The following is a 25,118-nucleotide window of genomic DNA, read 5'->3' as shown; positions in this document are numbered from 1 at the left end:
TTCTTCTCTTAAATTATTTCACTGAGCCTGATAGCAGGCCACGAACCAGATAACGCTGCAGGCTAAAGAATACGGCTAAAGGCACAGCAATAGATACAAATGCCGATGCGGTTAAGATTTCCCAGTTACCACCACGGGAACCAAGCAGTTCTCTTAGTCGGCCGGTTAGTACCAGTTCACTTTCGCCATTACCTAAGAATACGGTTGCCACCAGCAGATCGTTCCATACCCAGAGGAACTGGAAGATGGCGAATGATGCCAGCGCCGGGAATGACAGCGGCAGTACGATACGCATAAAGATTTCAAAATCTGTTGCTCCGTCTACCCTTGCCGACTCGATAATTTCACGCGGCAGACCGGCGATATAGTTACGCAGCAGGTAGATCGCCAGCGGCAGACCAAAGCCGGTATGAGCCAGCCAGATGCCGAGATAGGTTTTTGCACCGACACCAAAGAAAGCACCTACGTCGTTATACAAACGAAGCAGAGGGATTAACGACATTTGCAGCGGCACAACCAGTAAGCCGACAACCAGAGCGATCAGCAAGGGTCTGCCCGGCATACGCATCCACGAAAGAGCGTAAGCAGCAAATGCAGCGATAAGAATTGGAATCACAGTAGCCGGAATGGTCACCGTCAGTGAGTTAATAAACGACTGACCAATACCTTCGGCTGTTAGCACTTCATAGTAGTTATCTAACCCAAACTTAGGCGGAACTTCTGAGGTGTAGAATATCCGTTTGCCACGCGAGCCTTTAAAGGGCTCGGGAGAGGTCATTACATAGTGACCATCTTCGCTAACGGTTAGTGTGCCGCCCTTGCGCATTGGCGCGGTATCACCCGGCATAAACTGAGTAGGCGCTTTGGAAGAGGCACCAAACTTAATCACAACAATCTCTTCGCCCGCTTCACCCAGTTTACCTTGCAGTACAAACACGCCATCTTTTTCGATCTGCGTGTCCGGATGTTCTGTGCGGGCAATCAGGTTTTGCTGAGAGGCAGACAGTGATGTCCACCAACCCGATACAGCCAGTTGTTCTTTATCACGGAACGAGGAGATCAACAGCCCCGCTGTCGGCAGCGTCCACAAAATTACGATCAACAGCACCGAGAGGTGAACCAGAATCGTCAGCGGAGAGCGCCTTAATTTACTTAAACCAAAAGTCGCACCTGACATCTAGCGCCCCTCCATCTGTTTGTTGGCCTGACTAATGTTCCATACCATTACCGGAATTACCGCCACCATAATAATTACCGCGATTGCGGCACCACGGCCAAAGTCACCACCGCCCCGGAACATCCAGTCAAACATCATATTTGCCAGTACCTGCGAGTTCCACTGACCATTGGTCATTGCCAGTACGATATCGAACACCTTAAGTACTGTGATAGTAATGGTGGTCCACACCACAGCAATGGTTCCCCAGATCTGCGGAATCAGAATTTTAAAGAAGATCTGCACGCCGTTTGCGCCATCCAGAACCGCCGCTTCTACTGTCTCTTCCGGTATACCACGCAATGCCGCAGAAAGAATGACCATAGCAAAACCGGTCTGAATCCAGATCAGAATCACCATCAGGAAGAAGTTATTCCAGAAGGGAACCGCTATCCACGCCTGAGGCGTGCCACCAAAAGCTTCCACCACTGCATTTAACAAACCTATCTGTTCAGAGCCTTCTGCACGGTAGTCGTAGACAAACTTCCAGATAATAGATGCACCGATAAAGGAGATGGCCATCGGCATAAACACCATACTTTTGGCGATATTGCCCCAGCTTACTTTGTCCGTCATGGCAGCGATCACCAGACCAAAGAAGGTTGATGCCGCCGGCACAACCAGAAGCCAAAGCAGGTTATTTAGTAAGGATTCCTGAAACTCTTTATCTTTAAACAGCCAGATATAGTTATCTGCGCCGATAAAGACTTCCCCTGTTCTGTCGTGCAGGGAGAGTGAAAAGGAATCGAAAATCGGATAAACCAGATAGAGACCAAGGAAACTCAGCGCAGGGCCAAGAAACAGCCACGGACGAATCGATGCTGCCCTGCTGATATTTCTGGCTCTGGTTTCATTTGAGACACCACGGGTGGGAAAAATAAGAGAAAGTAAAAAATTACTCCCTATAAAATAAACGACACAACCTACAACACCGAGGATCATGATAAAGAGGGAGTAGTAAAGTTGCTCCATGAAAACCTCACAAAGACCTAAAATTGTTCAAGCAATAAATCGGGGGTTATTTATTTTCAGCTACCCGGACGAAATCAGACCGGGTAGCTGTTGACTAAATAACGATTCCTAAATATGCGTCACTTTGACAAAATCTGTAGCACAAATAAGAGCAGTTATTTAATTCTGAAGAATAATTACTTCAGAGCATCCCAGGTTTTCTGGATATCTTTAGCAACCTGCTTGGACGATTTACCGCCACTGTAGTCAACCATACCTGTCCAGAATGAACCTGCACCGATCTTACCCGGCATCAGATCAGAACCGTCAAAGCGGAAGGTTGTTGCGTTCAGCAGGATCTGACCCTGTTTCTTCAGGGATTCATTTGCATACGCATCCAGATTTGCCCCCTTGAACGGAGTCAGGAAGCCAGACTGAGCCATCCATACTTCGTGTGCAATTGGTGAGCGAAGGAACTTAAGGAATTCCTGTGCACCTTTAGAGTCGTTAGTGATACTCCAGATAGTACCTGCACCCAGAACCGGTTTACCCAGATCTTTGCTCTCGTAAGCAGGGAAGTAGAAGAAGTCAGCATCTTCGCCCAGCACGGTTCCCTCTGGGAAGAAGCTAGGAATAAAGGAAGCCTGACGGTGCATATAACACTTAGCCGGCGATGAGAACATGCCTTTCGGGCTGTCACGGAAGTCTGTTGCAGCAACGGCACGGGAACCGCCATCTACGTATTTATCCTGAAGGAACCAGCCAAACTCATCGATGGCTTTAACCACTTTAGGATCATCAAACTTAAGGTCGTTCTTAGTCCATGCATCATAATCAGCAGGAGACTGAGTACGCAGCATCAGATCTTCAACCCAGTCCGTTGCCGGCCAGCCAGTTGCGCCGCCACTTCCCAGACCGATACACCAAGGTGTTTCGCCGTCTTTCACCATCTGCTTGGTCAGGGCTTTCAGCTCTTCCATCGTCTCAGGCACTTCATAGCCGGCATCTTCAAAGTTTTCAGGCACATACCAGACCAGAGATTTCAGGTCCACTTTATAGAAGAAACCGTATAGGTCTTCTTTGCCTTGTTTGTTTGCAAAGGTACCCAGATCAACCCAGGATGAGCCGGCTGCGTAGTTGTCTTTGATCCACGATTTCCAGTCACCTTTTAGTGGTGTCAGGAAGCCTTTAGAAGCTAAATCGGCTGCCAGTCCCGGTTGCGGGAAGATAGCAATGTTCGGCGCACTACCCGCCTGAACGTCGATCACAATCTGAGTTTCGAAAGAGTCTGAACCTGCATACTGAACGTCTGCACCGGTAGCCTCTTCAAAATACGCGATAACACTTTCAATCAGTGCCTTATCCGGACCTAACCAAGGACCGCTGATGGTGATGGTCTCACCTTTCAGGTCAACATTTTTTAGCGCTTCGTAGCTTTGCCAGTTAAAACGGCTATCTTCGCCCGGAGCGTATTTCAGATCAGCAGCCATTGCGGAGGAGGAGATAATCGCCGCCGCTACAGCACTGGTAAGAAGGGTAGTTTTCATCAGTTCGAACTCCATGTATTTCTCAATTTTAGTTCTGTCGCTTCACGTCGGACTTAATCGGTTAAGTCCATATAGCCACCTTAGTATCCTTTTCTCTTTTCGACCAATAATCTGCCTATATATGTTGATTAGATCATATTATCGAGCGTTATTTGCTCGTTTTTTTGAACCAGTGCAAATTCTTATTAATTTTACTTAACGGCCTTCTTCTTAACTTTACTTAATCGTTCTAGAATTCAGTCAAGACTTTTCTCTGCTGTAATAATCAGGACGTAATAACATGAACCGGAACCCGACTAAGAAACCTACCCTGAAGGACGTCGCCAGCAAGCTTGGGGTATCCACCGCAACGGTTTCCAATGCGTTCAACCGTCCGGATCAGTTATCTGCAGCGCTGAAAACAAAAATACTGGAGCAGTGTCAGGAGCTGGGCTACACAGGACCAAGCCTGACGGCCCGGAGCCTGCGAACAGGTAAAACCGGGGTTATCGGTGTGCTTCTGGCTGACAACCTCTCTTATAACTTTACCGATCCTGTTGCCACAGAGTTTCTGGCTGGCATCTCAGAAGTTCTGGATGCCCAGCATGTCAATATGCTGTTGTTGCCATCAAACTCAGAGAACTATCAGGCCACTCAGGCTGAAACCATTCCCGACAGTTTTATTGTTTATGGTAAACCGGCAGATACTGGTGTTCTGGAACGTTTGCAACGTCAGGGAAAACCTTTGGTCACTGTCGACTTTGATCTTGCTAAAACCCCTTCGGTTTCCATTAATAATGAAGAGTCAGCCTACAAAGTAGCCTCTCATGTACTGACCAGCCCGCAGCAAAAACCACTGATTCTCGGACTAAGACTGGAGCCATCCAACGCCCTATCTTTCAGTCACTTCAACAATCTGTATAACGCAGAAGAGAGTATCTCCAGACGACGCTTAGATGGCTATAAAAGAGCCATGGCGGAGGTTGGTATTGAGCTGGCAACTCAGCATGTATGGCAGATCCACCATCTGGAACACGAAGCAATGAAAGCGGTATTACGGGGAGCACTCACTGCTCCGGAACCTGTGGATGTTCTACTCTGTATGAGTGACCGTATTGCCCTTGCTGCTATGGATGCAGCCAGAGAGCTGGGACTTAAAGTACCAGAGCAACTGAAGATCGTTGGCTTCGACGGTATTGCTCAGGCAGAGAGCTACGGCCTAACTACGGTGCGCCAGCCTTTGATTGAGAAAGGCCGCACTGCCGCCAATATTGCCCTTGGCCAGTTGCCTTACCAGTCCGTACAGCTTAAAGAAGAAATTATTATCAGACAAAGCAGCTCATTAGAGCCTTAAACATGCTTGCTAAAGGAGTCAGTAACATGACTAAACAACTGGAAAAACGTTGGTGGCACGACGCCGTTGTCTATCAGATTTATCCCCGTAGCTTTAACGATTCTAACGGTGATGGCGTCGGTGATATTCCCGGCATTATTGAGAAACTGGATCATATTCAGCAATTAGGGGCTAACGTTATCTGGCTTAGCCCGGTTTACCAGTCACCAATGAATGACAATGGTTACGATATTTCTGATTACTGCGCTATCGCCCCCGAGTTCGGTACCATGGCGGACATGGACAAGCTGATCAGCGAAGCCGATAAACGCGGTATTAAAATCGTAATGGATCTGGTGGCTAACCACACCTCTGATCAGCACCCTTGGTTTATTGAATCAAAAAGCAGCATAGATAACCCTAAACGCGACTGGTATATCTGGAAAGACCCTAAACAGGACGGAAGTGAGCCCAATAACTGGGAATCATTCTTTACCCCTAAGGCATGGACTAAGGATGACACAACCGGCCAGTACTACTGTCACCTGTTCGCTAAAGAACAACCGGATCTGAACTGGGCTAACCCGGAAGTACGTGAAGCCATCTACGATATGATGCATTTCTGGCTCAAAAAAGGGCTGGGCGGTTTCCGCATGGATGTGATCAATATGATAGGCAAACCGTCGGACTTCCCCGATGCCACTATCTTTGATTCGGGGGTAGCCGGCTGGGAGCACTGGTCAAATAATCTGTTGGTTCACCAGTATCTGCGTGAAATGCACGAGAAGGTGCTTTCCCATTATGATGTGCTGACAGTAGGTGAAACCCCATTTACCACCACTCTGGATGGCCAGTACTACTCTAATCCTGCCCGTAATGAGATCAGTATGATTTTCCAGTTCGAACACGTGAGTATCGACCGTGAAGAACATAATGCGGTGAAAAAACCGTTCGATCTGATTCAGTTCAAGTCCATTATGTCGAAATGGCAGGACGATCTACATAATAAGGGCTGGAACAGCCTGTACTGGAGTAACCATGATCAGCCGCGACCGGTTTCCCGCTACGGTGATGACAAAGGTGAAAAGCGCATACTAAGTGCCAAAATGCTCGGTACTGTTCTGCATATGATGAGTGGCACGCCTTATATTTATCAGGGTGAGGAGTTGGGGATGACCAACAAGCACTTCTCCTCTATCGATGAGTTTGATGATCTGATGGCTCATTTCCACTACAAGAAGATGCTGGAAAGAGGGGTATCAGAGCAGGAAGCTTTAGCATTTCTTAACTTCTTCTCCCGCGACCATGCCAGAGTGCCTGTACAGTGGGACAGCAGTGATAACGCCGGATTTACCACAGGCACACCTTGGCTGGCAGTAAACGAAAACTACCCGGAGATTAATGCAGAGCAGGCCAGAGGCGATGATAACTCGGTATTCCATCATTACAGAAAACTGATCGCCCTGCGTAAGAGTGATGAGTATGGTGATACCATTGTTTATGGTAAACATCAGCTTCTGGACAGTGAAGATAGCAAGGTATATGCCTATTTGCGCCGAAGTGGAGAGAAAACTTTATTGGTTGTAGCTAACTTCACTGCTGAACATCAGCAGCGTAGCTATGGTTTTGATCTGAACAAAACGGTGATAAATAACTACCCGCAAGCCGTTTCATCACTAAACAAGCTGGAGCTTCAGCCTTATCAGGCATGCATTTTTGATGTGAGTTAAGCCGATAAGGGCAGTAAAAAAGCGCCGGCAGGAATTCATTTTCTGCCGGCGTTTGTTTTTTCTAAACATTTTTCTTATTACGGCATATGCTTAAGCTATTGAATCGCAGAGTAAAGAGTCCGCCTTGAGTATTAAGCCAGCCAGTTACAACCTTAAGATAACCACATGTAATTTGTTTAATTACGTGCAGCCGCCCTTTTCTGCCTATGAGTCGGAAAATATCTACACTAATGATGAATGGCGTAAAAAACAGAGCTGGTTATCGGACACTCTTACTCAGTTAAATAGCGATATTATCGCCTTTCAGGAAGTATTCAGTTTTCACGCTCTTGAGCAGCAGATGCAAACTCTCGGCTATAACGAGTTCCGCTGCCTTGATCTGCCCCATACAGAACACGAGTACATCTGCTCCCGCCCTCCGGTCGCGATTGCTTCCCGTTACCCTATTGAACAGGCAGAATTGTTGTCTGTGCCTGAAGAACTGATTAAAAACGGCTTAGTGACTGCTGAGTTTGAATTCAGCCGTCGTCCCCTTCATGTCACTGTCCGTGTTCCCCAACTGGGGCTGGTCGACTTCTATGTGGTGCACTTTAAGTCTCAGCGGCCTGATGACAACGCGGTTGCCGCAGGAGAAGAGTACAGACAGATTGGAAGCTGGCTTTCTGCTATGCAAAGGGGACTTGAAGCAAATGTTCTTTTGCTGGAAATGAAAAAGATAAAGGCGTTACACCAGAGGCCATGCATACTACTTGGCGACTTTAATCAGGTCATTCCCTGTAGTGAGTTTGCCAACCTTATCTCCGCTGTTGAACAGGCAGATTTTCAGGACTTAGCGACTCTGCATCTGTTTGATAGCTGGGAGCTGTACTGCCGGCAACTGGATATGTCTAATCTGGCATGGTCAAGGCAGGCGACCCATTATTACGGCTCATTAGGGAATGTGCTTGATTATATTCTGCTCAGTCAGGAATTTTATAATGATAATGATAAGGATAACGGAGGTTTGCTTTCAGTTATCGATATTGAGGTCACAGATAAACACCTGATCAACCCAAGTTTTGAAGCCGGAGATCATATCGCCAGCGATCATGCACTGGTATCAGCGGTTGTGCAGATTAAATAATAAATACCGTGTTTTTATTATCCGATTTAGCATTAAATAACGCTTTATCAGCCAGATAAATCAACTCTTCCAGACAGAGCTGATCAGACGGCGACGGATTATAGTAAACCCCTACAGTAACGGTCAGATGAGGGGTTACCGGTGAATCCGGGTTGGGGATTGAAGCCTTATGGACCGCTTTACGAAAGTTCTCAGCAATAATCTGTACATGCTCCAGACTATAACCGGTAAGAATCACCAGAAACTCATCACCGCCATAACGGAAGCAGTGACAATCAGAAGAGAAATGCTGTTTAAGAATATTACCCAGCCGGACTAGTGCCCTGTCACCTTCAATATGGCCGAACTTTTCATTGAGCTGCTTAAAGAAATCAATATCCACCATAAAAGCCGTCACGCTTTTATGAGAACGACAGGCCTGTTTCAGCAGACCCGGCAGAATATTTTCAAGGGCAACCCGGTTATATACCCCGGTCAGATGGTCTCGCTGAGAGACGGATTTTAATTGGCTTTTCTGCTCTGTTAACTTCTCAACCACATCTTTATAGGCGGTGATACAACGTGCTGTCCATAACACGGCATACTGGTTGTTCTTTCCTTCAACCCTGCTCAGATAACCTTCAAAGTAACGCATACCAGCAGGGCCATCCAGATCCTGAAACACGCTGACGGTACTGGCGTCTAGTTGGTATTCATGGGTAATCGGGATGCCGGTTTCAATGACCTTTTGCACAGAGTGCAAAAACTGATTAGCCGATTCGGGCAGAAATATATCGAACAGGGATTTTCCGATTAATACAGAGGGGTCGTGGTAACGTTGACTATCTTTACCACCAAATGCGTTCAAATAGACACCATTCCCGCTCAAAAGAAAGGCAGGTTCCGGCATTGCATTAAATATGCTTTCTGAGTCACCAATAAATTGATCAGATAACTGATTTAACGTGGCATCCATTTGTTCCGATATGCATCTAGTTCCTAGTTGAACATGAGGTTATCATTTGAACAGTCAAGTTGCTAATTTAAATATCAATTCCTGATCTAAATCAAATTTTCTGCCGGATATTATCCTATTAATCTGAAGTTAATAACAATTTTATAATTGCTGGTAAGAGAACCATTGCGGGACAGAAGCTATCCGCTGTCTGATATAGAGTAAATAATCAAAAAATAGAGAATCAGCTATCATTATTGATATAACGTATACATCCATTGCTTGCATACATAATCATTATGGGTAACATCTGTTAGTTATAATAAAAGCGAATTCTTATAAACAACACAACATACCTTCGGGAGTCAGTGGTGAACGCCAACTCAAGCGTACTAAAACGCGAACACAGGATTGATGTAAAGAGCGAACCTCCTGTAAACGGAACAGAGAGTACCATCAATAGCACGGATGCCATTGATATGGTCAGTCACGGCAGTGAACTTACCATCAATTTAACCACGCCTGTTGGTATTCGCTATCTCGGAAAAACCAAATTTATCGGAAGCCACTCCGATAATCTTATTCTTCTGGAAGTTCCTGAAATTTCTGACGACGATTTTGAGTTCTTCTTTCAGGAAGGCTTCTGGATGAATGTCCGCGCTATCTCCCAGAAAGGTGAAGGGGCGCTTATCTACTTCCGCAGCCAGATTATGCATATTTTGCAGGAGCCGGTTCCTCTGGTAATGATCTCCATCCCCAGCCGGATGAAGATAAACCAACTGCGTAAAGAGCCGAGATACGATGTTAATCTTAGTGCAATGGCGGTAACAGAGAAGATGAAGATAGAGTGCGAAATCCGCGACTTATCAAAAGGCGGATGCCGCTTTATCACCAGCCCACTGGCCAAGCATTTTGATGTGGGAGACCACCTCACTATCCATGTCAGAACCCCGGCAAACTCAAAAGCAGAACTTATGCCTATATCAGGTACCGTCTGTAATTTGCAATCGTCAATGCATTACGCCAAGTATGGCCTGAAGTTTGATGAAGCGGGTGAAACCAACGTTAAAACTATTCTGGGCCACCTTAAGTTTGATGGTGTTAAGCTGGCGTTGAAATTCTGATTTTTCAGTTATATAGCAGAAATAGATAAGGGGCTGGTTTTATACCAGCCCCTTAGTTTATTTAATAACTTACCTCTGGTGGCTTTACTTGCGTAAAGCATTCAACTTAGCCTGAGCAATACCAAATATGGTATTAATCGGATAACTTCCCTCTTCACTGGCTACACCTGCCGGTTTGCCGGTAAACAGCTCAATTGCCTCTGATACATGATCAATGGCCCAGATGTTAAACTCACCCTTCTCTACGGCTTTAACGATATCTTTTCTCAGCATCAGGTTATGGCTGTTGGAACGCGGAATAATCACTCCCTGTGCAGAGCTTCTTCCTTTAATAGTGCAGACATCAAAGAAGCCTTCGATTTTTTCGTTCACTCCGCCAATGGGCTGAGACTCACCGAACTGATTCATTGAACCGGTAATGGCGATGTCCTGCCGGTTTGGCTGTTTGGAAAAAGCAGACACCACGGCACACAGCTCAGCCATACTGGCACTGTCACCATCCACGCCGCCATAGGACTGCTCAAAGGTGATATTGGTGGTAAGAGGTATCTTAGCGGTTTTACCAAATACAGAGGCGATATAGGCGGATAAAATTAATACGCCTTTCGAATGGATGCTTCCCCCAAGGTCAACATTGCGCTCGATATCGATCACCTCACCTTCGCCATAGCTGGTTGTGGCAGTAATTCGATTGGGAGCACCAAACATATGATCGCTGGTACTCAATACTGACAGGGCATTAACCTGACCAATAGCCTCCCCGCTGGTATGGATCAGAGTGGTTCCGTTATGAAAGCTCTCCATCACATCGTCCTGCAACTTGCCCACCCGCATCTGCTGATTATTCAGCGCCTGTTCCACATGGCTGGCACGAATAAGATTAGAACGGGCTCCTTTTGCCACATAGTTAGATTCACGCAGCAAATTTGCAATATGGGCTGAATGCAGGGACAGCTTATTCTGATCACCGGCAATACGGGAACTGTGTTCGATAATCCGGCTTATTGCCTTACGGTCACAGTGCAGCATATTGGCTTCGTGAACAATACTGGAGATAAAGCGGGCATAGTGCAGCTCTGAGTCCGGCGTACGCGTCATTTCATCTTCAAAGTCGGCAGTAACACGGAAGAGCTCTTTAAATTCAGGATCGTAATGCTGCAACAACTGATAAGTGCGGTAATCACCAAACAGAATAATTTTTACATCCAGCGGAATAGGTTCCGGATCCAGTGAAACGGCACCAGTCAGGGTCAGCTCCTTCTCCAGCGACGTCAGGCTTAACTGGCGCGAACGCAGTGCCCTTTTCAGACCATCCCAGACATAAGGTTGTTCCAGAACTTTAATCGCGTCCATCAGCAGCACACCACCATTGGCTTTGTGCAGGCTGCCTGAGCGGATCAGTGAGAAATCGGTAAACACAGTACCTTTGAAAGTCGCCGTTTCCGTATAACCAAACAACGAGTGGTAGTTGGGATTATCTTCCACCACCACAGGAAACTGCTCTGATTTCTGACTCACCAGCACATTGATTTTGTATCGGCGCGGCAGTTTCTTCTCAAGAGCGGCAGAAGCTATTTCACCCTGCTCGTTGCTCTCTTCAAGAAATATCTCCACGTTCTCTACGATATCTTTTTGCAGATCGGTCAGATATTTTTTGATCGCTCCGTAGCCGACATACTTGCTCTTAAGCTCTTTAATAAAGTGGGTAATAACCTCCAGCGTCACTTCATCGTTAAGTTTCTGAATCTTTTCACTGTATTTTTCTTCCCACTCGGTAAGCTGACGAACCATGGTGCGTAACTGAATCTCCAGCTCATCAATGTTCTTACCGAATTGCTCCTGCTCTTTAATCGATAACTCGTCAAAACTCTCTTCGGTATGCTGCTCTTCACCGTTCATGGCGATAAACTGATAATCGCCCTGGGTGGTCAGGGTCAGGCTGATACCTTTCTCTTTTGCCTGTTTGCTGATAATTTCCAGCTCACCCTGCTGTTTTTGTGCCAGTTGGCTTTTCAGCTTCTCAGCACGGGTAAAATACATTTCGTTATCGAAAGCCAGCGGGATCGCCTTGACCAGCTTGACCATTAGCTTTTCAATATCCTGACGGAACTTGCTGCCCATACCGCATGGCAGCTTAAGCACTTTAGGGGTACGGATATCTTCGAAGTTGGCTACGTAGCACCAGTCATATAACGACTCAGCCTCATGCTTATGGCGGTTAAGGTATCTCAATATCATAGTGCGTTTGCCAAGACCATTGCGGCCGATGGCGTAAATATTGTAACCCTTCTCCTTAATTGACATAGCGAACTCAACCGCTTTCTGCGCACGATTTTGTCCTACAATTTCATCAATCGGAGCCAATTCTTTGGTTGATTTACAGGGAAGTTTTTCAAGTTCCGCTTCGTGGTACAGCTCTGACGGTTTCAATGAGACTATCGACATATCACCTCCCTCCAATGGTATCTATTCCCTCTGTACAACGGGAATATTTAGCGACTTAAATTCAGTGTAGTGGAAATTATTATATTTTTTAGTGATTTAAGTTGAAATACCATCTAACTGAACAGAAGATAACCAGTTGATCAATTTTGATCCATTTTTACGAAAAGGATCAAATGTGACATTAGTCCAATTATTTCCGTATTAGTGAAGCTCATCACACTATATATTGTGTTTTCAGTTCATTTTTTATACTAAACAGATAAAATAGTCGCGTCTTAATAACCTCAAATAAAAAATGCGACAGAGCCTCACAGCAATCAATCTTGAACATATGGCGGATATCAGCCAGGACAGAAGAAAAAAGTTCCGTATGGCTTTTTCTTCTGTTGCTGTTGTGTTTTTGCTCGGCTACGGCATTGTTAACTGGTTTCTTGAGCGCGAACTGTTCGCCCTGACCAATTTTGCAGGCGCCGCTATGTGTGCCGTCTACTTCGCTTATCTCTACATTAAGCCATATAAAGAGCATCATCCTGCGCTGTTCAACATTGCCATGTTGCTAAACGCGACGGTTAATCTGGTTTTCCCCGACGGCACTGTGTTCTGGGTGTTTCCTATTCTGGCCGGAATCATTATTGTTAATGACTTTAAGCCTGCCCTGATCACCACACTTGTATTTGTGCTTTCTGCGTCCCTTTATCTCTACCTGAATAACTTTAGCTGGGTGAGCTTTACTTACTCCCGCTTACCGGCCGATCGCTTTATTCTCAGCCTGTCGGTTATGTGCTTTATCGGGCTGATTTCTAACTATTACTACGGAAAGGCGACAGATTATCTTCAGGGGTTATATCAGGAAGGGATAGACCAGCTAGCCTATCGCGACAGATTGACCGGCCTTGCTAACCGCTGGAGCTTTGAAACCTGGGCGAAACAGAAACTTCAGGAGCAGAAGGATAACGATACCATTACTGCTTTACTGTTTCTCGACATTGATAACTTTAAGACCATCAATGACACCTATGGTCACGACACGGGTGATAAGCTTCTCCAGCACTTCGCTAACCGTTTATCACGCAACCTGCGTACTACAGACAGAAAGACCAATGAACAGGACTACTCCGTTGCCCGCTATGCCGGAGATGAGTTTATGCTGCTGTTGTACGATATTCCCCGGATGGACGATCTTCGCGCTATCGTAAACAGAGTTAATAAGCTGTTTGAAGATGACCTTAAGCAGGAAAACTACGACTCTAATCTGACATTTAGTATCGGCGTTGCTATTTATAAGCAGGATGCTGAAGAGTTGGAAGATTTGATACGTTGCGCAGATAAAGCTATGTATGAAGCGAAAAAGTCAGGTAAAAACCGCTACCGCTTTTACCAGTCTTCACAGAACATGGCTGTTACTGAGAAAGTGGCTAAGTTTAATGTTGTGCGCCCGCAGAATGAGTGGCCGGAAGAGAATAACAAAGCGGCTAATTGCTCGGAAACATAAACAGAACCCACACCCAGAACGCTCCTAAGGTTATCGACCAAGCCAATACCCTGAGAAAGGTCATTTCAGGCAGTTTTCTCTTTGCCTTCTGCTGCTTTTGCAATTCTTCTTTTGCCCTGGCTATCGCTTCTGCCCTGGTTTTATGTGGGTTCAGTGCCGCTTTATAAAGCTCACGCTGCTCTCTGCGCTCCTCAGCTTTATTAGCCACTTCAGAATAACGCTTACGCTGATTATTAGTGAGCTCCTTATTGGGATCATACGGTTTGCCCGGGTCTGTATGCATTCTTGTAACCGCCATGATACTGCCCTCCCTGTATTGATACTTGTGTAAATTATAGACAAAAAAGCGACAAGCCGTCATCTTCTGTAAAGTAACAGTGTGGGCTATCCCTTGAATCGTCACACCCGGCATAAAAAACTTTATCACAAGCTGTTTACATATTAAAACCGGGCGGAAGTTGAGCATAAAAAAAGTCCGGTAAGATCACTCTTACCGGACTTAGCTTAAGGATTTGAGAGTTATAGCTCTTTCGAGATCTCATGACCTTTTGGTAGCTGGTGCGCAATACCTTTGTGACAGTCGATACAAGTCTGACCCATATCTTCTGCTTTATCATGGATTTCAGCCGCTACAGGCTTCTGAACTACGTAATCCATATATTCAAAGTTATGACAGTTACGACACTCCTGAGAGTTGTTCGCCTTCATCCGCTCCCACTCCCGGGTGGCCATTTCAAATCGATGTTCTTCGAATTTCTTCTTAGTATCGACTTTGCCTGTCAGCTTACCCCAAAGCTCTTTACTCGCCTGGATCTTACGAACCATCTTTGGTCCCCACTCTTTAGGAACGTGACAGTCCGGACAGGTAGCACGAACACCAGAGCGGTTTGTGTAGTGAATAGTACCGATGTACTCTTCGTACACGTTGTCTTCCATTTCATGACAGCCAATACAGAACTCTTCTCTGTTTGACAGTTCCATACCGGTGTTAAAACCACCCCAGAAGACAATACCAGCAACAAATCCGATGACTAAAAGCGTACCAAGTGCCAAATGACTCGGCTTGCTGAACCACGCCCACAGGCGTTTAATCATACCCATAGCGCCCCCTACTGACCGAATTTACCAGCTGGCTTGAACTCGTTTGCTACCAGTGGTTTTGCATCTACCTGAGTCACGTGACACTGCAGGCAGAAGTAACGACGAGGAGCAACCTCTGTCAGTATTTTGTTATCACGATCCATATAGTGAGTCGGGCTTACGCGAGGTGCGTCAGCTTTACGGTAAGTACTTACGTCGTGACACTCTAAGCAACCGTTATTACTCGGATTAAGCTGCACCTGACCAGTTTCGTGCGGAATAAGAGGTGGCTGATGTACATAGTCCAACCCAAGCTTATCCTGACTCTTTGGTACTTTCTTAATTTTTGCAACTTCGTTATTTTCGTTTATACCCTGATCGCCTCGAAGTGATGTCACTTCGGCGAATGCTGCCGTACTTACTAAAGCTGCCAGCATTGCAGACACGACAAACTTACTCTTCATATTTAGCTCCAGTTCTAATTCTAAAATCGAATACCTTCTCAGCACAGACATCAATACAGCGACCGCAACTAATGCAATCTTGACTCATGACTTTCCTGTCGCCTTGCTTCAACGGTTGTCTCAATATTTTCGGTTCCGGACATACGTTGTAACAATCCATACAGTTGTTGCACTGCTCCCTGTTGGTCGCAGTAATTCGCAATAAACTGTAGCGACCGATAACTCCATAGGTAGCGCCCAGAGGACATAAGTGACCACACCAAGCATGCTCCACCAGAAGCAGGTCGATTAGGAACACCAGTAAGATTAAGGTCCAGCCTGCGCCCATTCCGAAGACAATGCCCCGGTGTAGTGCAGAGACAGGATCTAACCATGTCCATAACAGAGTACCTGATACGGCACTTCCCACTAGTATTGCGGCGAGTAACCAGTAGCGCAATGATGACGGCCACTGGTAGCTAGCCTTAAGTCCTGTTTTTCTTCGTATCCATGCCGCGAGATCCGTTACCAGATTCATTGGGCAAATCCAACCGCAGAACATTCTCGGTCCTGCAATCGCATAAAACCCTGCGACGATTAAACCACCTAAAATGGCTGTTGTTTCGGGCCAATAACCCGTTGCTATCGTTTGGAGCAGTAACAGAGGGTCTGTCATCGGAATCGTCCCCAGCAGTTCACTGGATGACAAATTCCCTTCAAGAATTCCCCATGTCGGGCCCATTATGAATAAACCGATTACCGATAACTGACAGAGACGGCGCAGGATCAGAAAGCGGTATGCATGCCACCAACCCAGCTTTTCTCTTGCGTCTTTACCGGCATCTTTTGCATGATTCTTAGCCATTTACAAACCTCCCTTAGAGCCTTCCGGCTTGCGGGTCGGCAGTGTTAACTGCTCTGGAATCAAGCTTTCGCCACCATGCTTGGCTTTCTCTTCCCAGCCTAAGCGATAGTGATGACCAAGCTCACCTTTTGCCAGTTGTGTCGGAACCACTTTAATAGCAGTCTGGTCCAGCACACACGCCTCTTCACACTTTCCGCAACCCGTACATTTGCTCGAGTTAACGGTCGGTATAAAGCTGGCATGAACACCTGTGCGCTGATTTCGTATCGGCTCAAGTGTTATGGCTTCATCAATAAGCGGACATACCCGGTAACAAACATCACATCGCAACCCCTGCCAGTTCAGGCATGTCTCGTGGTCAATAAGGACGGCTGTTCCCATCCTTGCGTCATCTATATCGGTTAACTCCTTATCCAGTGCGCCGCTCGGGCAGGCCACTACACAAGGAATGTCTTCACACATTTCACACGGAATACTTCTCGCGGTGAAATATGGTGTACCTGTTGCAACCGGCGAGATCATTGTCGCCAGTTTCAAGGTGTCATAAGGGCATGCCTGAACACACAAACCACAGCGTAGACATGAGTTAAGAAACTCATCTTCAGCCAGCGCACCGGGCGGACGAATAGGCACGCCCGATGTATCAGCTTTACTCTGTTTGGTCTGCAGGCCAAGCACTGTCGTTGCGGCACCAACCCCAACTGCTGTACGAAGGGCGTCCCGCATGAAACGCCTTCTACTGGCCGATGGTAAAGAATGTAAAATTTTCATTCTTCACTGCTCCCTGACAACAACTAAGCTTTGCTTACCTTAACAGCACATTTCTTAAAGTCGGTCTCTTTCGATAGCGGATCCGTTGCATCAAGGGTTAGCTTGTTAGTCAACTGACCGGCATCAAAGAATGGCATATAGACCAGACCTTGTGGCACCTTGTTACGTCCACGGGTTTCAACGTGGCTGGTAACTTCACCACGACGAGAGGCAATCGTAATTGCATCACCACGACGTAGTCCGCGTTTCTTCGCATCCAGCGGGTGCATATAAACCACTGCATCCGGGAACGAACGGTACAACTCAGGTACACGACGAGTCATAGAGCCTGTGTGCCAGTGCTCAAGAACACGACCGGTACATAACCACAGGTCATACTCTTCATCTGGTGATTCCGCTGCCGGCTCGTAAGGAAGAGCGAAAATAACCGCTTTCTTATCTTTCTTGCCGTAGAAGGAGAACTCTTCACCTTTGTTTACATATGGGTCATAGCCTTCTGCATAACGCCATAGTGTCTCTTTACCATCAACCACAGGCCAACGAAGACCACGTGCCTGGTGATACATATCGAACGGTGCTAAATCGTGCGCGTGGCCGCGACCGAAGTAGGCGTACTCTTCGAACAGACCTTTCTGTACGTAGTAGCCGAAATCACGGGACTCATCGTTCAACTGACCGTCTGCCAGTTCATCAAGGCTGTACTTATCAACTTCACCGTTGGCAAACAGCACTTCGTAAAGTGTCTTACCAGCCAGTTCAGGTTTCTTGTCAATCAGCTCTTGTGGCCATACTTCTTCAACTTTGAAGCGTTTGGAGAACTCAATCACCTGCCACATATCGGACTTAGCTTCTCCCGGCGGAGAAACTTGCTGACGCCAGAACTGTGTACGACGCTCTGCGTTACCATATGCACCCTCTTTTTCTACCCACATTGCCGTCGGAAGAATAAGGTCAGCAGCCATAGCCGTTACTGTTGGGTACGGATCAGATACAACAATAAAGTTTGCTGGATCGCGGTAGCCCGGATAACGTTCCTGATTAATGTTAGGGCCAGCTTGCATGTTGTTGTTACACTGCACCCAGTAAGCGTTCAGCTTACGGTCTTTCAGCATACGGTCCTGAAGAACAGCGTGATAACCTGGTTTCGGCGGAATAGTACCAGCCGGGATGTTCCACTTGGTCTCACACATTTCACGGTGTTTAGGATTCATTACCACCATATCTGCAGGCAGACGGTGAGCAAAGGTACCTACTTCACGTGCTGTACCACAAGCTGATGGCTGACCAGTCAGTGAGAACGGACCACAGCCCGGCTTAGAGATCTTACCGGTTAGCAGGTGGATGTTATAAACAAGGTTGTTTGCCCATACACCACGGGTGTGCTGGTTGAAGCCCATTGTCCAGTAAGAAACCACCTTCACTTTAGGGTCAGCATACATTTCTGCCAGCTCTTCAAGCTGATCAATTGGCACACCTGAAAGCTCAGAAGTGAACTTAGCATCGTACTTAGAAACGAACTTAGCGTAGTCTTCAAAGCTCATTGGCTTAGACTTCTTACTACCCGGGTTCTTAGCCGCTTTCTCAAGCGGGTGGGTAGGACGCAGGCCGTAACCGATATCCGTTTCACCTTCACGGATATTAACGTGCTTAGCCATAAAGTCTTTGTTCACTTTATTATTAGAAATAATGTAGTGAGCAATGTAGTTCAGAATGGCAAGGTCGGTTTGCGGAGTAAAGATAATTGGGTTATCCGCAAGCTCATATGAACGGTGCGTATAAGTAGAAAGTACCGCAACACGTACGTTCTTATCAGACAGACGACGGTCAGTCAGACGCGACCACAGAATCGGGTGCATCTCAGCCATGTTTGAGCCCCAAAGCACAAACGCGTCTGCTTTCTCAAGGTCATCGTAACAACCCATTGGCTCATCCATACCGAAAGTACGGCCGAAACCAACTACCGCAGATGCCATACAGTGACGGGCATTCGGGTCAATGTTGTTAGAACGGAAACCGGCTTTATACAGCTTAGCAGCGGCATAACCTTCCCATACCGTCCACTGACCAGAACCGAACATACCTACTGATGTCGGGCCTTTCTCTTTCAGTGCTGTCTTAAATTTATCTGCCATTACATCAAAGGCTTCATCCCAGCTTACTGGAGTGAACTCACCTTCTTTATCGTAAACACCATTGGTTTTACGAAGTAATGGTTGAGTCAAACGGTCTTGTCCGTACATGATCTTAGGCAGGAAATAACCCTTGATACAGTTCAGACCACGGTTTACTGGTGCATCAGGGTCACCCTGAGACGCCACTACGCGACCATTTTGAGTACCTACAAGAACACTACAACCCGTACCGCAGAAACGGCAAGGCGCTTTGTCCCAATGTACTTCACTATCTTTTCCAGCTGCTTGAGCAATCGATGTAGGAAGCACAACTCCCGTTACCGATGCCGCAGCAACAGCTGCATTTGCCTTCAAGAAACTTCGTCTACTGACACTCATTTTTGCTTCCTCAGTCAAGCTCAACTTGCTCATCCATTTGATGGAAAACCAGAGTTGCGGCTAGCACCCCTGGCAATTGTTTAATCTCTTCAAAACGATCCGCGAGGCTGTCACGGCTACCACCTTCGATAACCACAACCAGCTTGCCGACTTCATTCGTTCCGGGAACTTCTGTACCCGGCATAGCTTCAATCGCGGCTTTTACTGTTTCGAGCTGGTCAGCTGCAGCGTGAACTGCCAAACTGCTAACGTGATAACTCATTTTCACTTCCTGCTTTTTTGATCTTTATTGCGTTAGAAGGACACGGCTTAATACAAGCACCGCATCCCGTACACTCTTTCTCCTGCAGAATAGGTTTGGCTACACCACCTATCTGCAATCTAAAAGTTATGGCTGCGTAGTCACACATCTCACCACATACCCGGCAATCAACACCGTTCAGAGCCAAACAGTTATCAGCTAACTCAACGGTCTGTTTCCATGCAGTTTCTGTACGAGGAACGAAGAGGGGTTCAGGGCAGACATCCGCGCATTTTTCACAAAAAGTACACTCACCCAAATTAAAGTCGACTTCAGGAAATCCTGCTTCACCTTTAAAAATGATGGCGGTTTCACAAGCTTCCATGCACTTACCACAACGGGTACAACCATCAATAAAAGCTTGTTCTTCAACAAGCCATGGCATCCTTTGTGCAGTTTCAGTGCTAATTTGTGCTTTCGGTGCTCTGCTAAACAAACGGCGTCGTGCTAGATCAACCAATGTTTTCCTCGGTAACTAAACAAACTATTTATTAAAATTTGCTAAGTGATTTAAAATAAAACTTCTTTTTTTCACTTAGTTAATCATTTTTCTATTTATTGTTAATAACTTTAGTCTAAGATTTGTAGTTAGCGAATAAATACCCCGATAGGGTTAAATAAGATATGGAATTGAGCTAGATCAATATTTGAGATGGCTTTAGTTCACACAATAAATAAATCTGATTATGTAACGGAGAAGGTCAACTTGCGAAGAGCACAAATATCCATCACTAAAACCATCGCAAGAGCAATGACGATTATTCTTCTTTTGTCGGTGACCACCACAAGTATCACCCTGTTTTCTCTATATTCTAACCTTGATGACGCCGCAGCCATTAACATTGCAGGCTCTCTGAGGATGCAGAGTTACCGTCTGGCATTTGATATTGAAACCCAGTCAGAGCAATTTGTTGAACACCTGATCCAATACGAGAGTTCACTTTACTCCCCTACCCTAAGTGGTATTGATAAATGGTTTACACCTGCCTCACTAGTAGACAATTACCGGCAACTTTTAGAACGATGGCGGGATTTACAGCCTGCTTTGCAATCAGAAGATAAAAATATATATCTGGCTGAAGTGGCTGAATTTGTAAACCAAATAGACAGGTTTGTATTTGAACTGCAGAAATTTTCGCAATTCAAATTACAATTATTATCACTTTCATATGGACTTGGTTTTACATTAATTTTATTTACCGCCATATATGTTATCTATTTTTCTCAGCGGAAAGTGGTTAAGCCTTTGCAACATTTAATGGTGGCAAGTAAGGAAGTTCAGTCAGGAAATTTCGGCTTTAAACTGAGAATGGACAGCCAAAATGAGCTGGGCGTGCTGGCCAACGCATTTAACGGCATGGCAACCGAACTGGAAAAGCACTATCTGGAGCTGGAATCGCGCATCGCAGAGAAAACCCACCGTCTGGAACACGCCAAAAACTCGCTGGAAGTACTTTATGGCTGCCAGCAGGAACTGTCCGCCAGCCAGCTAAATGAGCAAAACTTCCGTAATATGCTTGATCTGCTTCAGGCGACGGAGGGAATTACTGCCGTACGCATGACGGTTCAGGAGTCCAGCGCTCACTGGTCTATTGAAACTGGCGAACCGACCGCAGGAGAATGGCATTCAGAGCCCCTTAAGCTGGACGAAGAAGTACTTGGCAGGCTGGAGTGGCAGTTTACCCTGCCTTGTCCGGATCAGGAACTTATTGCCAACGTAGCCAGCATTATGTCTCGTGGTATCTACTACAATAATGCGCAAAAACAGACTCAGCAGTTACTGCTGATGGAAGAGAGGGCGACCATTGCCCGTGAGCTGCACGACTCCATTGCACAATCTTTATCTTATCTGAAAATTCAGACCACTCTGCTTAACCGCAGTATCGCAAAGGAAAAAATGGAACAGGCCGGTATTACCGCCAAAGAGATAGACAGCCAGCTTAGTGCTACCTATACCCAGTTACGTGAACTTCTTAGTACCTTCCGTCTCACCATTGGTAAAGCAAATTTGGGCGAAGCCCTGCAAGAATTGCTAAAACCATTAGAAGAACAGACAGATGCTGAGATAGTATTGGAAAATCGGTTGGCGTCTATTTCTATAAGAGCAAACCATCAGGTCCATGTAATTCAGTTAATTAGGGAAGCGGTGCTTAATGCCATTAAGCATGCTCAGGCAACCACCATTAAGGTCAGTTGTCAGGAACTGGACGGTGATGTAAATATCACCATAGAAGATAATGGATGTGGCTTCTGTACCAGTGTTGAGAGGCTAAATCATTACGGATTAACTATAATGGCAGAAAGGGCTGATCGCCTGCAAGGCCGGCTGAAAATAGACAGTAAACCCGGGGAAGGCTGTACCATACAACTTCTTTTCCCGCTACAGATGTAATACCAAATCAACAGCCGATAGATTTGGTAGAAAACAGGAATATTGAATGTCAAACTGGAACGTACTCATTGTTGATGATCATCCGCTTATGCGTAGGGGAATCAGTCAGCTACTCTCCTTTGAAGATGAATTTAATGTAGTTGCTGAAGCGAGTAACGGAGCCGATGCCGTTGCTATGGCCTGCAAAGATGAGCCGGATATGATCCTGCTGGATCTTAATATGAAAGGCATGTCCGGACTGGACACTCTGAAAGTACTAAGGGAAGAGGGTGTCACCTCGACAGTTATTGTTCTCACTGTTTCAGACAGCAGTCAGGATATCCGAACCCTGATCAATGCCGGAGCTGACGGCTATCTGCTTAAAGATACCGAGCCTGATGAGCTTATCGAACTGCTTAAGCAGGCGATGGAAACCGGTTCAGCTTACAGTCAGGTTGTTCTTGATGTTATGCGCGACCAATCTAAAACCGACGATATGTTCAGTTCACTGACAGAACGTGAAAAAGAGATATTGGTTGAAGTTGCCCGCGGCTACAGCAACCGTCAGATCGCAGAGAGACTATTTATCTCGGAAGCGACGGTAAAAGTACATATTAAGAGCCTGCTGAAGAAACTAAGGGTGAAATCCCGCGTAGCGGCAACGGTTCTCTATCTGGAAAGTCAGGGCAAGGCGTAAGCTCATCCTGATTAAACATTAAAAACCCGGAGAATTCCGTAATGCCAGTCAGTTAAGCTGACTGGCATTTTTTGTAAGGGTACTTTTTAGGTTTTTTCCTCATCACTCGAGGATACTTTCTATCTGGTACCTTGTCTGGCAATTCAAACATTCTTAACGTTTCCAGAAGCGTAGCATAGTGCTTCGGAAGGTTACCCGGACTACTGATCGGTATAGTAGTTAGATAAACCATTACATGTCTCGCGCAGTGAGAGAAACTTAACCTATTTGGATTAACATCATCCATGCCTGAAGCAGCTTCGATCATCGCTATACGAACCAAATTGTAGGCAACAAGTACTCCCCATAGCTCTTGCCGAACCATGTCTGGCTTTCGACTTCTTAGTGTGTGGGCAGACAATAAAAGGGTTTGTTTTATTTCTCGATAGCCAAGCTCAATTTCCCAACGCTGTTGGTAAAGCTCTACCAGCTCGTTATATTGATATTTCAGCGGATCTGTCAGCGAGCTTAAAACACGATACTCCTGACCATCAATGGTATAACTTGTTAATCTTACGATTAATTCTTCATTTAAGTCAGAGAACTTTTTTCGTGCCTGAGGAGATGTTTTGATTGATACCAGCCTGTCTCTTTTTCCGAGTTTATGCACTTCAGTGTAAACAAGGTCCTTTTTAGCCGGTATCATCCAGTGCCTTTCTGTTCCCGCCTGAGACCAGCTATTTAACAGGCCAAGTGAATAGTAACCTCTGTCAAATAGGGTTAGTGAGTAATCAGGTGCGTGTTCAATCAGCCTTTCGGCAAGAGTCATTTCGCCAATCTTTCTGGCATCGAAGGCACTGTCCAAAAGCAGATGACTTGATAGCTCCATCAAGCAGCACATGCGCACCTGAGGGTAACTGTTTTCCCCTTGTTTATTGCTATCGGAGCCGAAGAAGTCCCGGTTTTCGGCATTGTCATGGGTACGAAAAACGACACCGTCCACTGCAAGCAGGTTAAGTCCACGCCACACTTCAAACTTTTGCTTATTAAAGTGATGAGCAGCCAGAGCCTGAAATGTTTCCTGCATGGCTTCCACACCTAGCCTCTGCCGGGCTTGAACTAATGCGCTTGGTGCAACTAAATGACGTTTTCCAGGCAAAGATACATCAAGTTTACTGGCTATATCCCAGACGGATTCTTGTCGGAATAAACCCATTCCTACAACTGACCAAACCACAGCCTCCAATGGCAAGCGACGTTTGCGTACAGTTGCAACCCCCGCTTTTTCAAATGCTTGTGCAAGCAACTCAGGAGAGAGTAGTGAGTTCAACTTGTCTAATGAAGTGAGCTCTTTTACAGAGGAAATAGTTGTATCAAGGAGGGACTGAATAGACATAAAAAATCCGGCATCAATTACTTGATACCGGATTTTGAAGCCTTTTAAGGATCGTTCAACTGATCTATTAAATTTCTTAACTGATCAGCATTACGGAGAATTCCGGGTTTTCTATAGTAGCGGCAGCTCTATAACCGTGAAGGTTAAGCGGTAATCTCAATACGATTTCCTTCCGGATCCAAAATTACCGATTCATAATAACCATCTCCGGTCCTTCTCGGGCCGTCAATCACCTCTATACCATCCAGCTCAAATCGCTTTGTCATCAATTCAACCTGCTGATCAGACTCAAGGATAAAAGCGATATGAGTGATACCAATCGCTTGTGAATAGGGGCTATTGGTGCTTTCAGGAACGGCATCCATCTGCATCAGTTCAAGTCGGGCTCCGTCATCAAAACTAAGAAAATAGGACGAAAAGCCTTTCTGCTGATTTACGTACTTATTGTTACTTTTCGCCTGAAAGTAGTTCATATAGAAATGGCGCATCTTGTCAAGATCACGGCACCAGATGGCGATATGTTCAATTTTCATCTTGTTCCTGCCAATAAAGTAGGTTCTGTGCCATCAGATAAATCTGAACGGGGGTACAGATCGCACCGGATACCACAGAACCTTTAACTGTTTACACCTCAGTGATGTGTCTGAATTTAGTTCAGACCGGTCAGAATAATAGTCTGAATAATATCTTCACACCTCTGACGTTGCTGCTGATTTTCCGGTTCCGGCCAGCATGGCTTTACTGCCTCCGTCAGCTTTCGCCAGATGAGTTTTAAGCTGTTCATACAACTTACCTCTCTGCTTCAGTTGCAACCATTATTGCCTTAAAATA

General features: G+C 46.0%; 23 protein-coding genes. 7 read left to right on the top strand and 16 right to left on the bottom strand.

Annotated features, from left to right (window positions below; all coding sequences use genetic code 11):
* Window positions 1–13: 13 nt before the first annotated feature.
* The 3 genes from PK654_RS17900 to PK654_RS17890 form a co-directional block, all read right to left on the bottom strand.
* Window positions 14–1,177 (bottom strand): carbohydrate ABC transporter permease, encoded by a 1,164-nt coding sequence (locus PK654_RS17900; RefSeq protein WP_271700433.1) that lies wholly within the window; start codon window positions 1,175–1,177, stop codon window positions 14–16.
* Window positions 1,178–2,188: a carbohydrate ABC transporter permease gene (locus PK654_RS17895; protein ID WP_271700432.1), complete on the bottom strand. Its 1,011-nt coding sequence runs from the start codon at window positions 2,186–2,188 to the stop codon at window positions 1,178–1,180.
* Between the two features lie 176 nt (window positions 2,189–2,364).
* Complete coding sequence (locus tag PK654_RS17890; RefSeq protein WP_271700431.1) at window positions 2,365–3,714, bottom strand: ABC transporter substrate-binding protein; 1,350 nt, start codon at window positions 3,712–3,714, stop codon at window positions 2,365–2,367.
* A 280-nt stretch (window positions 3,715–3,994) separates the two neighbouring features.
* Between PK654_RS17890 and PK654_RS17885 the strand changes: the two genes are divergently transcribed.
* The 3 genes from PK654_RS17885 (at window position 3,995) to PK654_RS17875 (ending at window position 7,879) form a co-directional block, all read left to right on the top strand.
* Window positions 3,995–5,047, top strand: a complete 1,053-nt coding sequence (locus PK654_RS17885) for a LacI family DNA-binding transcriptional regulator (RefSeq protein WP_271700430.1) — start codon at window positions 3,995–3,997, stop codon at window positions 5,045–5,047.
* A gap of 26 nt (window positions 5,048–5,073) precedes the next feature.
* Window positions 5,074–6,756 carry a glycoside hydrolase family 13 protein gene (locus PK654_RS17880; protein ID WP_271700429.1) on the top strand — a complete coding sequence of 561 codons (1,683 nt, stop codon included), beginning with the start codon at window positions 5,074–5,076 and terminating at the stop codon, window positions 6,754–6,756.
* 124 nt (window positions 6,757–6,880) lie between these two features.
* The gene (locus PK654_RS17875; protein WP_271700428.1) at window positions 6,881–7,879 is read left to right on the top strand and encodes an endonuclease/exonuclease/phosphatase family protein; all 999 of its coding nucleotides are present in this window, start codon (window positions 6,881–6,883) and stop codon (window positions 7,877–7,879) included.
* On the opposite strand, the gene PK654_RS17870 is transcribed toward PK654_RS17875, so the two are convergent.
* Window positions 7,872–8,834, bottom strand: coding sequence for a sensor domain-containing diguanylate cyclase (locus PK654_RS17870; RefSeq protein WP_271700427.1), 963 nt, complete (start codon window positions 8,832–8,834; stop codon window positions 7,872–7,874). The genes PK654_RS17875 and PK654_RS17870 overlap by 8 nt on opposite strands.
* 350 nt (window positions 8,835–9,184) lie before the next feature.
* Between PK654_RS17870 and PK654_RS17865 the strand changes: the two genes are divergently transcribed.
* On the top strand, window positions 9,185–9,937 hold the full coding sequence (locus PK654_RS17865; protein ID WP_443088761.1) for a flagellar brake protein: 753 nt from the start codon (window positions 9,185–9,187) through the stop codon (window positions 9,935–9,937).
* Between the two features lie 84 nt (window positions 9,938–10,021).
* On the opposite strand, the gene PK654_RS17860 is transcribed toward PK654_RS17865, so the two are convergent.
* The gene (locus PK654_RS17860; RefSeq protein WP_271700426.1) at window positions 10,022–12,382 is read right to left on the bottom strand and encodes a Lon protease family protein; all 2,361 of its coding nucleotides are present in this window, start codon (window positions 12,380–12,382) and stop codon (window positions 10,022–10,024) included.
* 295 nt (window positions 12,383–12,677) lie between these two features.
* On the opposite strand from PK654_RS17860, the gene PK654_RS17855 reads away from it, so the two are divergent.
* Window positions 12,678–13,874 carry a diguanylate cyclase gene (locus PK654_RS17855; protein WP_271700425.1) on the top strand — a complete coding sequence of 399 codons (1,197 nt, stop codon included), beginning with the start codon at window positions 12,678–12,680 and terminating at the stop codon, window positions 13,872–13,874.
* On the opposite strand, the gene PK654_RS17850 is transcribed toward PK654_RS17855, so the two are convergent.
* The 8 genes from PK654_RS17850 to napF form a co-directional block, all read right to left on the bottom strand.
* Window positions 13,855–14,172, bottom strand: coding sequence for a hypothetical protein (locus PK654_RS17850; protein WP_271700424.1), 318 nt, complete (start codon window positions 14,170–14,172; stop codon window positions 13,855–13,857). The two genes, PK654_RS17855 and PK654_RS17850, sit on opposite strands and share 20 nt — an antisense overlap.
* A 221-nt stretch (window positions 14,173–14,393) precedes the next feature.
* Window positions 14,394–14,975, bottom strand: a complete 582-nt coding sequence (gene napC, locus PK654_RS17845; protein WP_271700423.1) for a cytochrome c-type protein NapC — start codon at window positions 14,973–14,975, stop codon at window positions 14,394–14,396.
* A gap of 8 nt (window positions 14,976–14,983) precedes the next feature.
* Window positions 14,984–15,418: a nitrate reductase cytochrome c-type subunit gene (locus PK654_RS17840; protein WP_271700422.1), complete on the bottom strand. Its 435-nt coding sequence runs from the start codon at window positions 15,416–15,418 to the stop codon at window positions 14,984–14,986.
* Window positions 15,408–16,262 (bottom strand): quinol dehydrogenase ferredoxin subunit NapH, encoded by an 855-nt coding sequence (gene napH / locus PK654_RS17835; RefSeq protein ID WP_271700421.1) that lies wholly within the window; start codon window positions 16,260–16,262, stop codon window positions 15,408–15,410. Before napH ends, PK654_RS17840 begins: the two co-directional genes overlap by 11 nt.
* Complete coding sequence (gene napG, locus PK654_RS17830; protein WP_271700420.1) at window positions 16,263–17,033, bottom strand: ferredoxin-type protein NapG; 771 nt, start codon at window positions 17,031–17,033, stop codon at window positions 16,263–16,265. It lies immediately after the preceding gene.
* Window positions 17,034–17,056: 23 nt separating this feature from the next.
* Window positions 17,057–19,543: a nitrate reductase catalytic subunit NapA gene (gene napA, locus PK654_RS17825; RefSeq protein WP_271700418.1), complete on the bottom strand. Its 2,487-nt coding sequence runs from the start codon at window positions 19,541–19,543 to the stop codon at window positions 17,057–17,059.
* Between the two features lie 10 nt (window positions 19,544–19,553).
* Window positions 19,554–19,805: a chaperone NapD gene (locus tag PK654_RS17820; RefSeq protein WP_271700417.1), complete on the bottom strand. Its 252-nt coding sequence runs from the start codon at window positions 19,803–19,805 to the stop codon at window positions 19,554–19,556.
* Entirely contained in the window at window positions 19,789–20,304 is a 516-nt protein-coding gene (gene napF / locus PK654_RS17815; protein ID WP_271700415.1) for a ferredoxin-type protein NapF, read from the bottom strand. The genes PK654_RS17820 and napF overlap by 17 nt, the downstream gene beginning before the upstream one ends.
* Before the next feature lie 246 nt (window positions 20,305–20,550).
* Between napF and narQ the strand changes: the two genes are divergently transcribed.
* Window positions 20,551–22,236, top strand: coding sequence for a nitrate/nitrite two-component system sensor histidine kinase NarQ (gene narQ / locus PK654_RS17810; RefSeq protein ID WP_271700413.1), 1,686 nt, complete (start codon window positions 20,551–20,553; stop codon window positions 22,234–22,236).
* Window positions 22,237–22,282: 46 nt separating this feature from the next.
* The gene (locus PK654_RS17805; RefSeq protein ID WP_271700411.1) at window positions 22,283–22,912 is read left to right on the top strand and encodes a response regulator; all 630 of its coding nucleotides are present in this window, start codon (window positions 22,283–22,285) and stop codon (window positions 22,910–22,912) included.
* 52 nt (window positions 22,913–22,964) lie between these two features.
* Here PK654_RS17805 and PK654_RS17800 read toward each other — a convergent pair whose 3' ends face one another.
* The 3 genes from PK654_RS17800 to PK654_RS17790 form a co-directional block, all read right to left on the bottom strand.
* Window positions 22,965–24,287, bottom strand: a complete 1,323-nt coding sequence (locus PK654_RS17800) for an IS4 family transposase (RefSeq protein WP_271696133.1) — start codon at window positions 24,285–24,287, stop codon at window positions 22,965–22,967.
* 143 nt (window positions 24,288–24,430) lie between these two features.
* On the bottom strand, window positions 24,431–24,820 hold the full coding sequence (locus PK654_RS17795) for a VOC family protein (RefSeq protein ID WP_271700409.1): 390 nt from the start codon (window positions 24,818–24,820) through the stop codon (window positions 24,431–24,433).
* A gap of 156 nt (window positions 24,821–24,976) precedes the next feature.
* Window positions 24,977–25,099 carry a hypothetical protein gene (locus PK654_RS17790; protein WP_271700407.1) on the bottom strand — a complete coding sequence of 41 codons (123 nt, stop codon included), beginning with the start codon at window positions 25,097–25,099 and terminating at the stop codon, window positions 24,977–24,979.
* Between the last annotated feature and the right edge of the window lie 19 nt (window positions 25,100–25,118).

The organism is Vibrio sp. SCSIO 43137 (assembly GCF_028201475.1).
In the GTDB taxonomy this organism is placed as follows: domain Bacteria; phylum Pseudomonadota; class Gammaproteobacteria; order Enterobacterales; family Vibrionaceae; genus Vibrio.
The sequence above is the reverse complement of the archived record's forward strand: the minus strand, read 5'-3'. Positions and strand labels throughout refer to the sequence as shown.

Coding starts and splice junctions, on each gene's coding strand:
- PK654_RS17900 (WP_271700433.1), bottom strand. CDS start 1,177: ATGTCAGGTGCGACTTTTGGTTTAAGTAAATTAAGGCGCTCTCCGCTG.
- PK654_RS17895 (WP_271700432.1), bottom strand. CDS start 2,188: ATGGAGCAACTTTACTACTCCCTCTTTATCATGATCCTCGGTGTTGTA.
- PK654_RS17890 (WP_271700431.1), bottom strand. CDS start 3,714: ATGAAAACTACCCTTCTTACCAGTGCTGTAGCGGCGGCGATTATCTCC.
- PK654_RS17885 (WP_271700430.1), top strand. CDS start 3,995: ATGAACCGGAACCCGACTAAGAAACCTACCCTGAAGGACGTCGCCAGC.
- PK654_RS17880 (WP_271700429.1), top strand. CDS start 5,074: ATGACTAAACAACTGGAAAAACGTTGGTGGCACGACGCCGTTGTCTAT.
- PK654_RS17870 (WP_271700427.1), bottom strand. CDS start 8,834: ATGGATGCCACGTTAAATCAGTTATCTGATCAATTTATTGGTGACTCA.
- PK654_RS17860 (WP_271700426.1), bottom strand. CDS start 12,382: ATGTCGATAGTCTCATTGAAACCGTCAGAGCTGTACCACGAAGCGGAA.
- PK654_RS17855 (WP_271700425.1), top strand. CDS start 12,678: ATGCGACAGAGCCTCACAGCAATCAATCTTGAACATATGGCGGATATC.
- PK654_RS17850 (WP_271700424.1), bottom strand. CDS start 14,172: ATGGCGGTTACAAGAATGCATACAGACCCGGGCAAACCGTATGATCCC.
- napC (WP_271700423.1), bottom strand. CDS start 14,975: ATGGGTATGATTAAACGCCTGTGGGCGTGGTTCAGCAAGCCGAGTCAT.
- PK654_RS17840 (WP_271700422.1), bottom strand. CDS start 15,418: ATGAAGAGTAAGTTTGTCGTGTCTGCAATGCTGGCAGCTTTAGTAAGT.
- napH (WP_271700421.1), bottom strand. CDS start 16,262: ATGGCTAAGAATCATGCAAAAGATGCCGGTAAAGACGCAAGAGAAAAG.
- napG (WP_271700420.1), bottom strand. CDS start 17,033: ATGAAAATTTTACATTCTTTACCATCGGCCAGTAGAAGGCGTTTCATG.
- napA (WP_271700418.1), bottom strand. CDS start 19,543: ATGAGTGTCAGTAGACGAAGTTTCTTGAAGGCAAATGCAGCTGTTGCT.
- PK654_RS17820 (WP_271700417.1), bottom strand. CDS start 19,805: ATGAGTTATCACGTTAGCAGTTTGGCAGTTCACGCTGCAGCTGACCAG.
- PK654_RS17805 (WP_271700411.1), top strand. CDS start 22,283: ATGTCAAACTGGAACGTACTCATTGTTGATGATCATCCGCTTATGCGT.
- PK654_RS17800 (WP_271696133.1), bottom strand. CDS start 24,287: ATGTCTATTCAGTCCCTCCTTGATACAACTATTTCCTCTGTAAAAGAG.
- PK654_RS17795 (WP_271700409.1), bottom strand. CDS start 24,820: ATGAAAATTGAACATATCGCCATCTGGTGCCGTGATCTTGACAAGATG.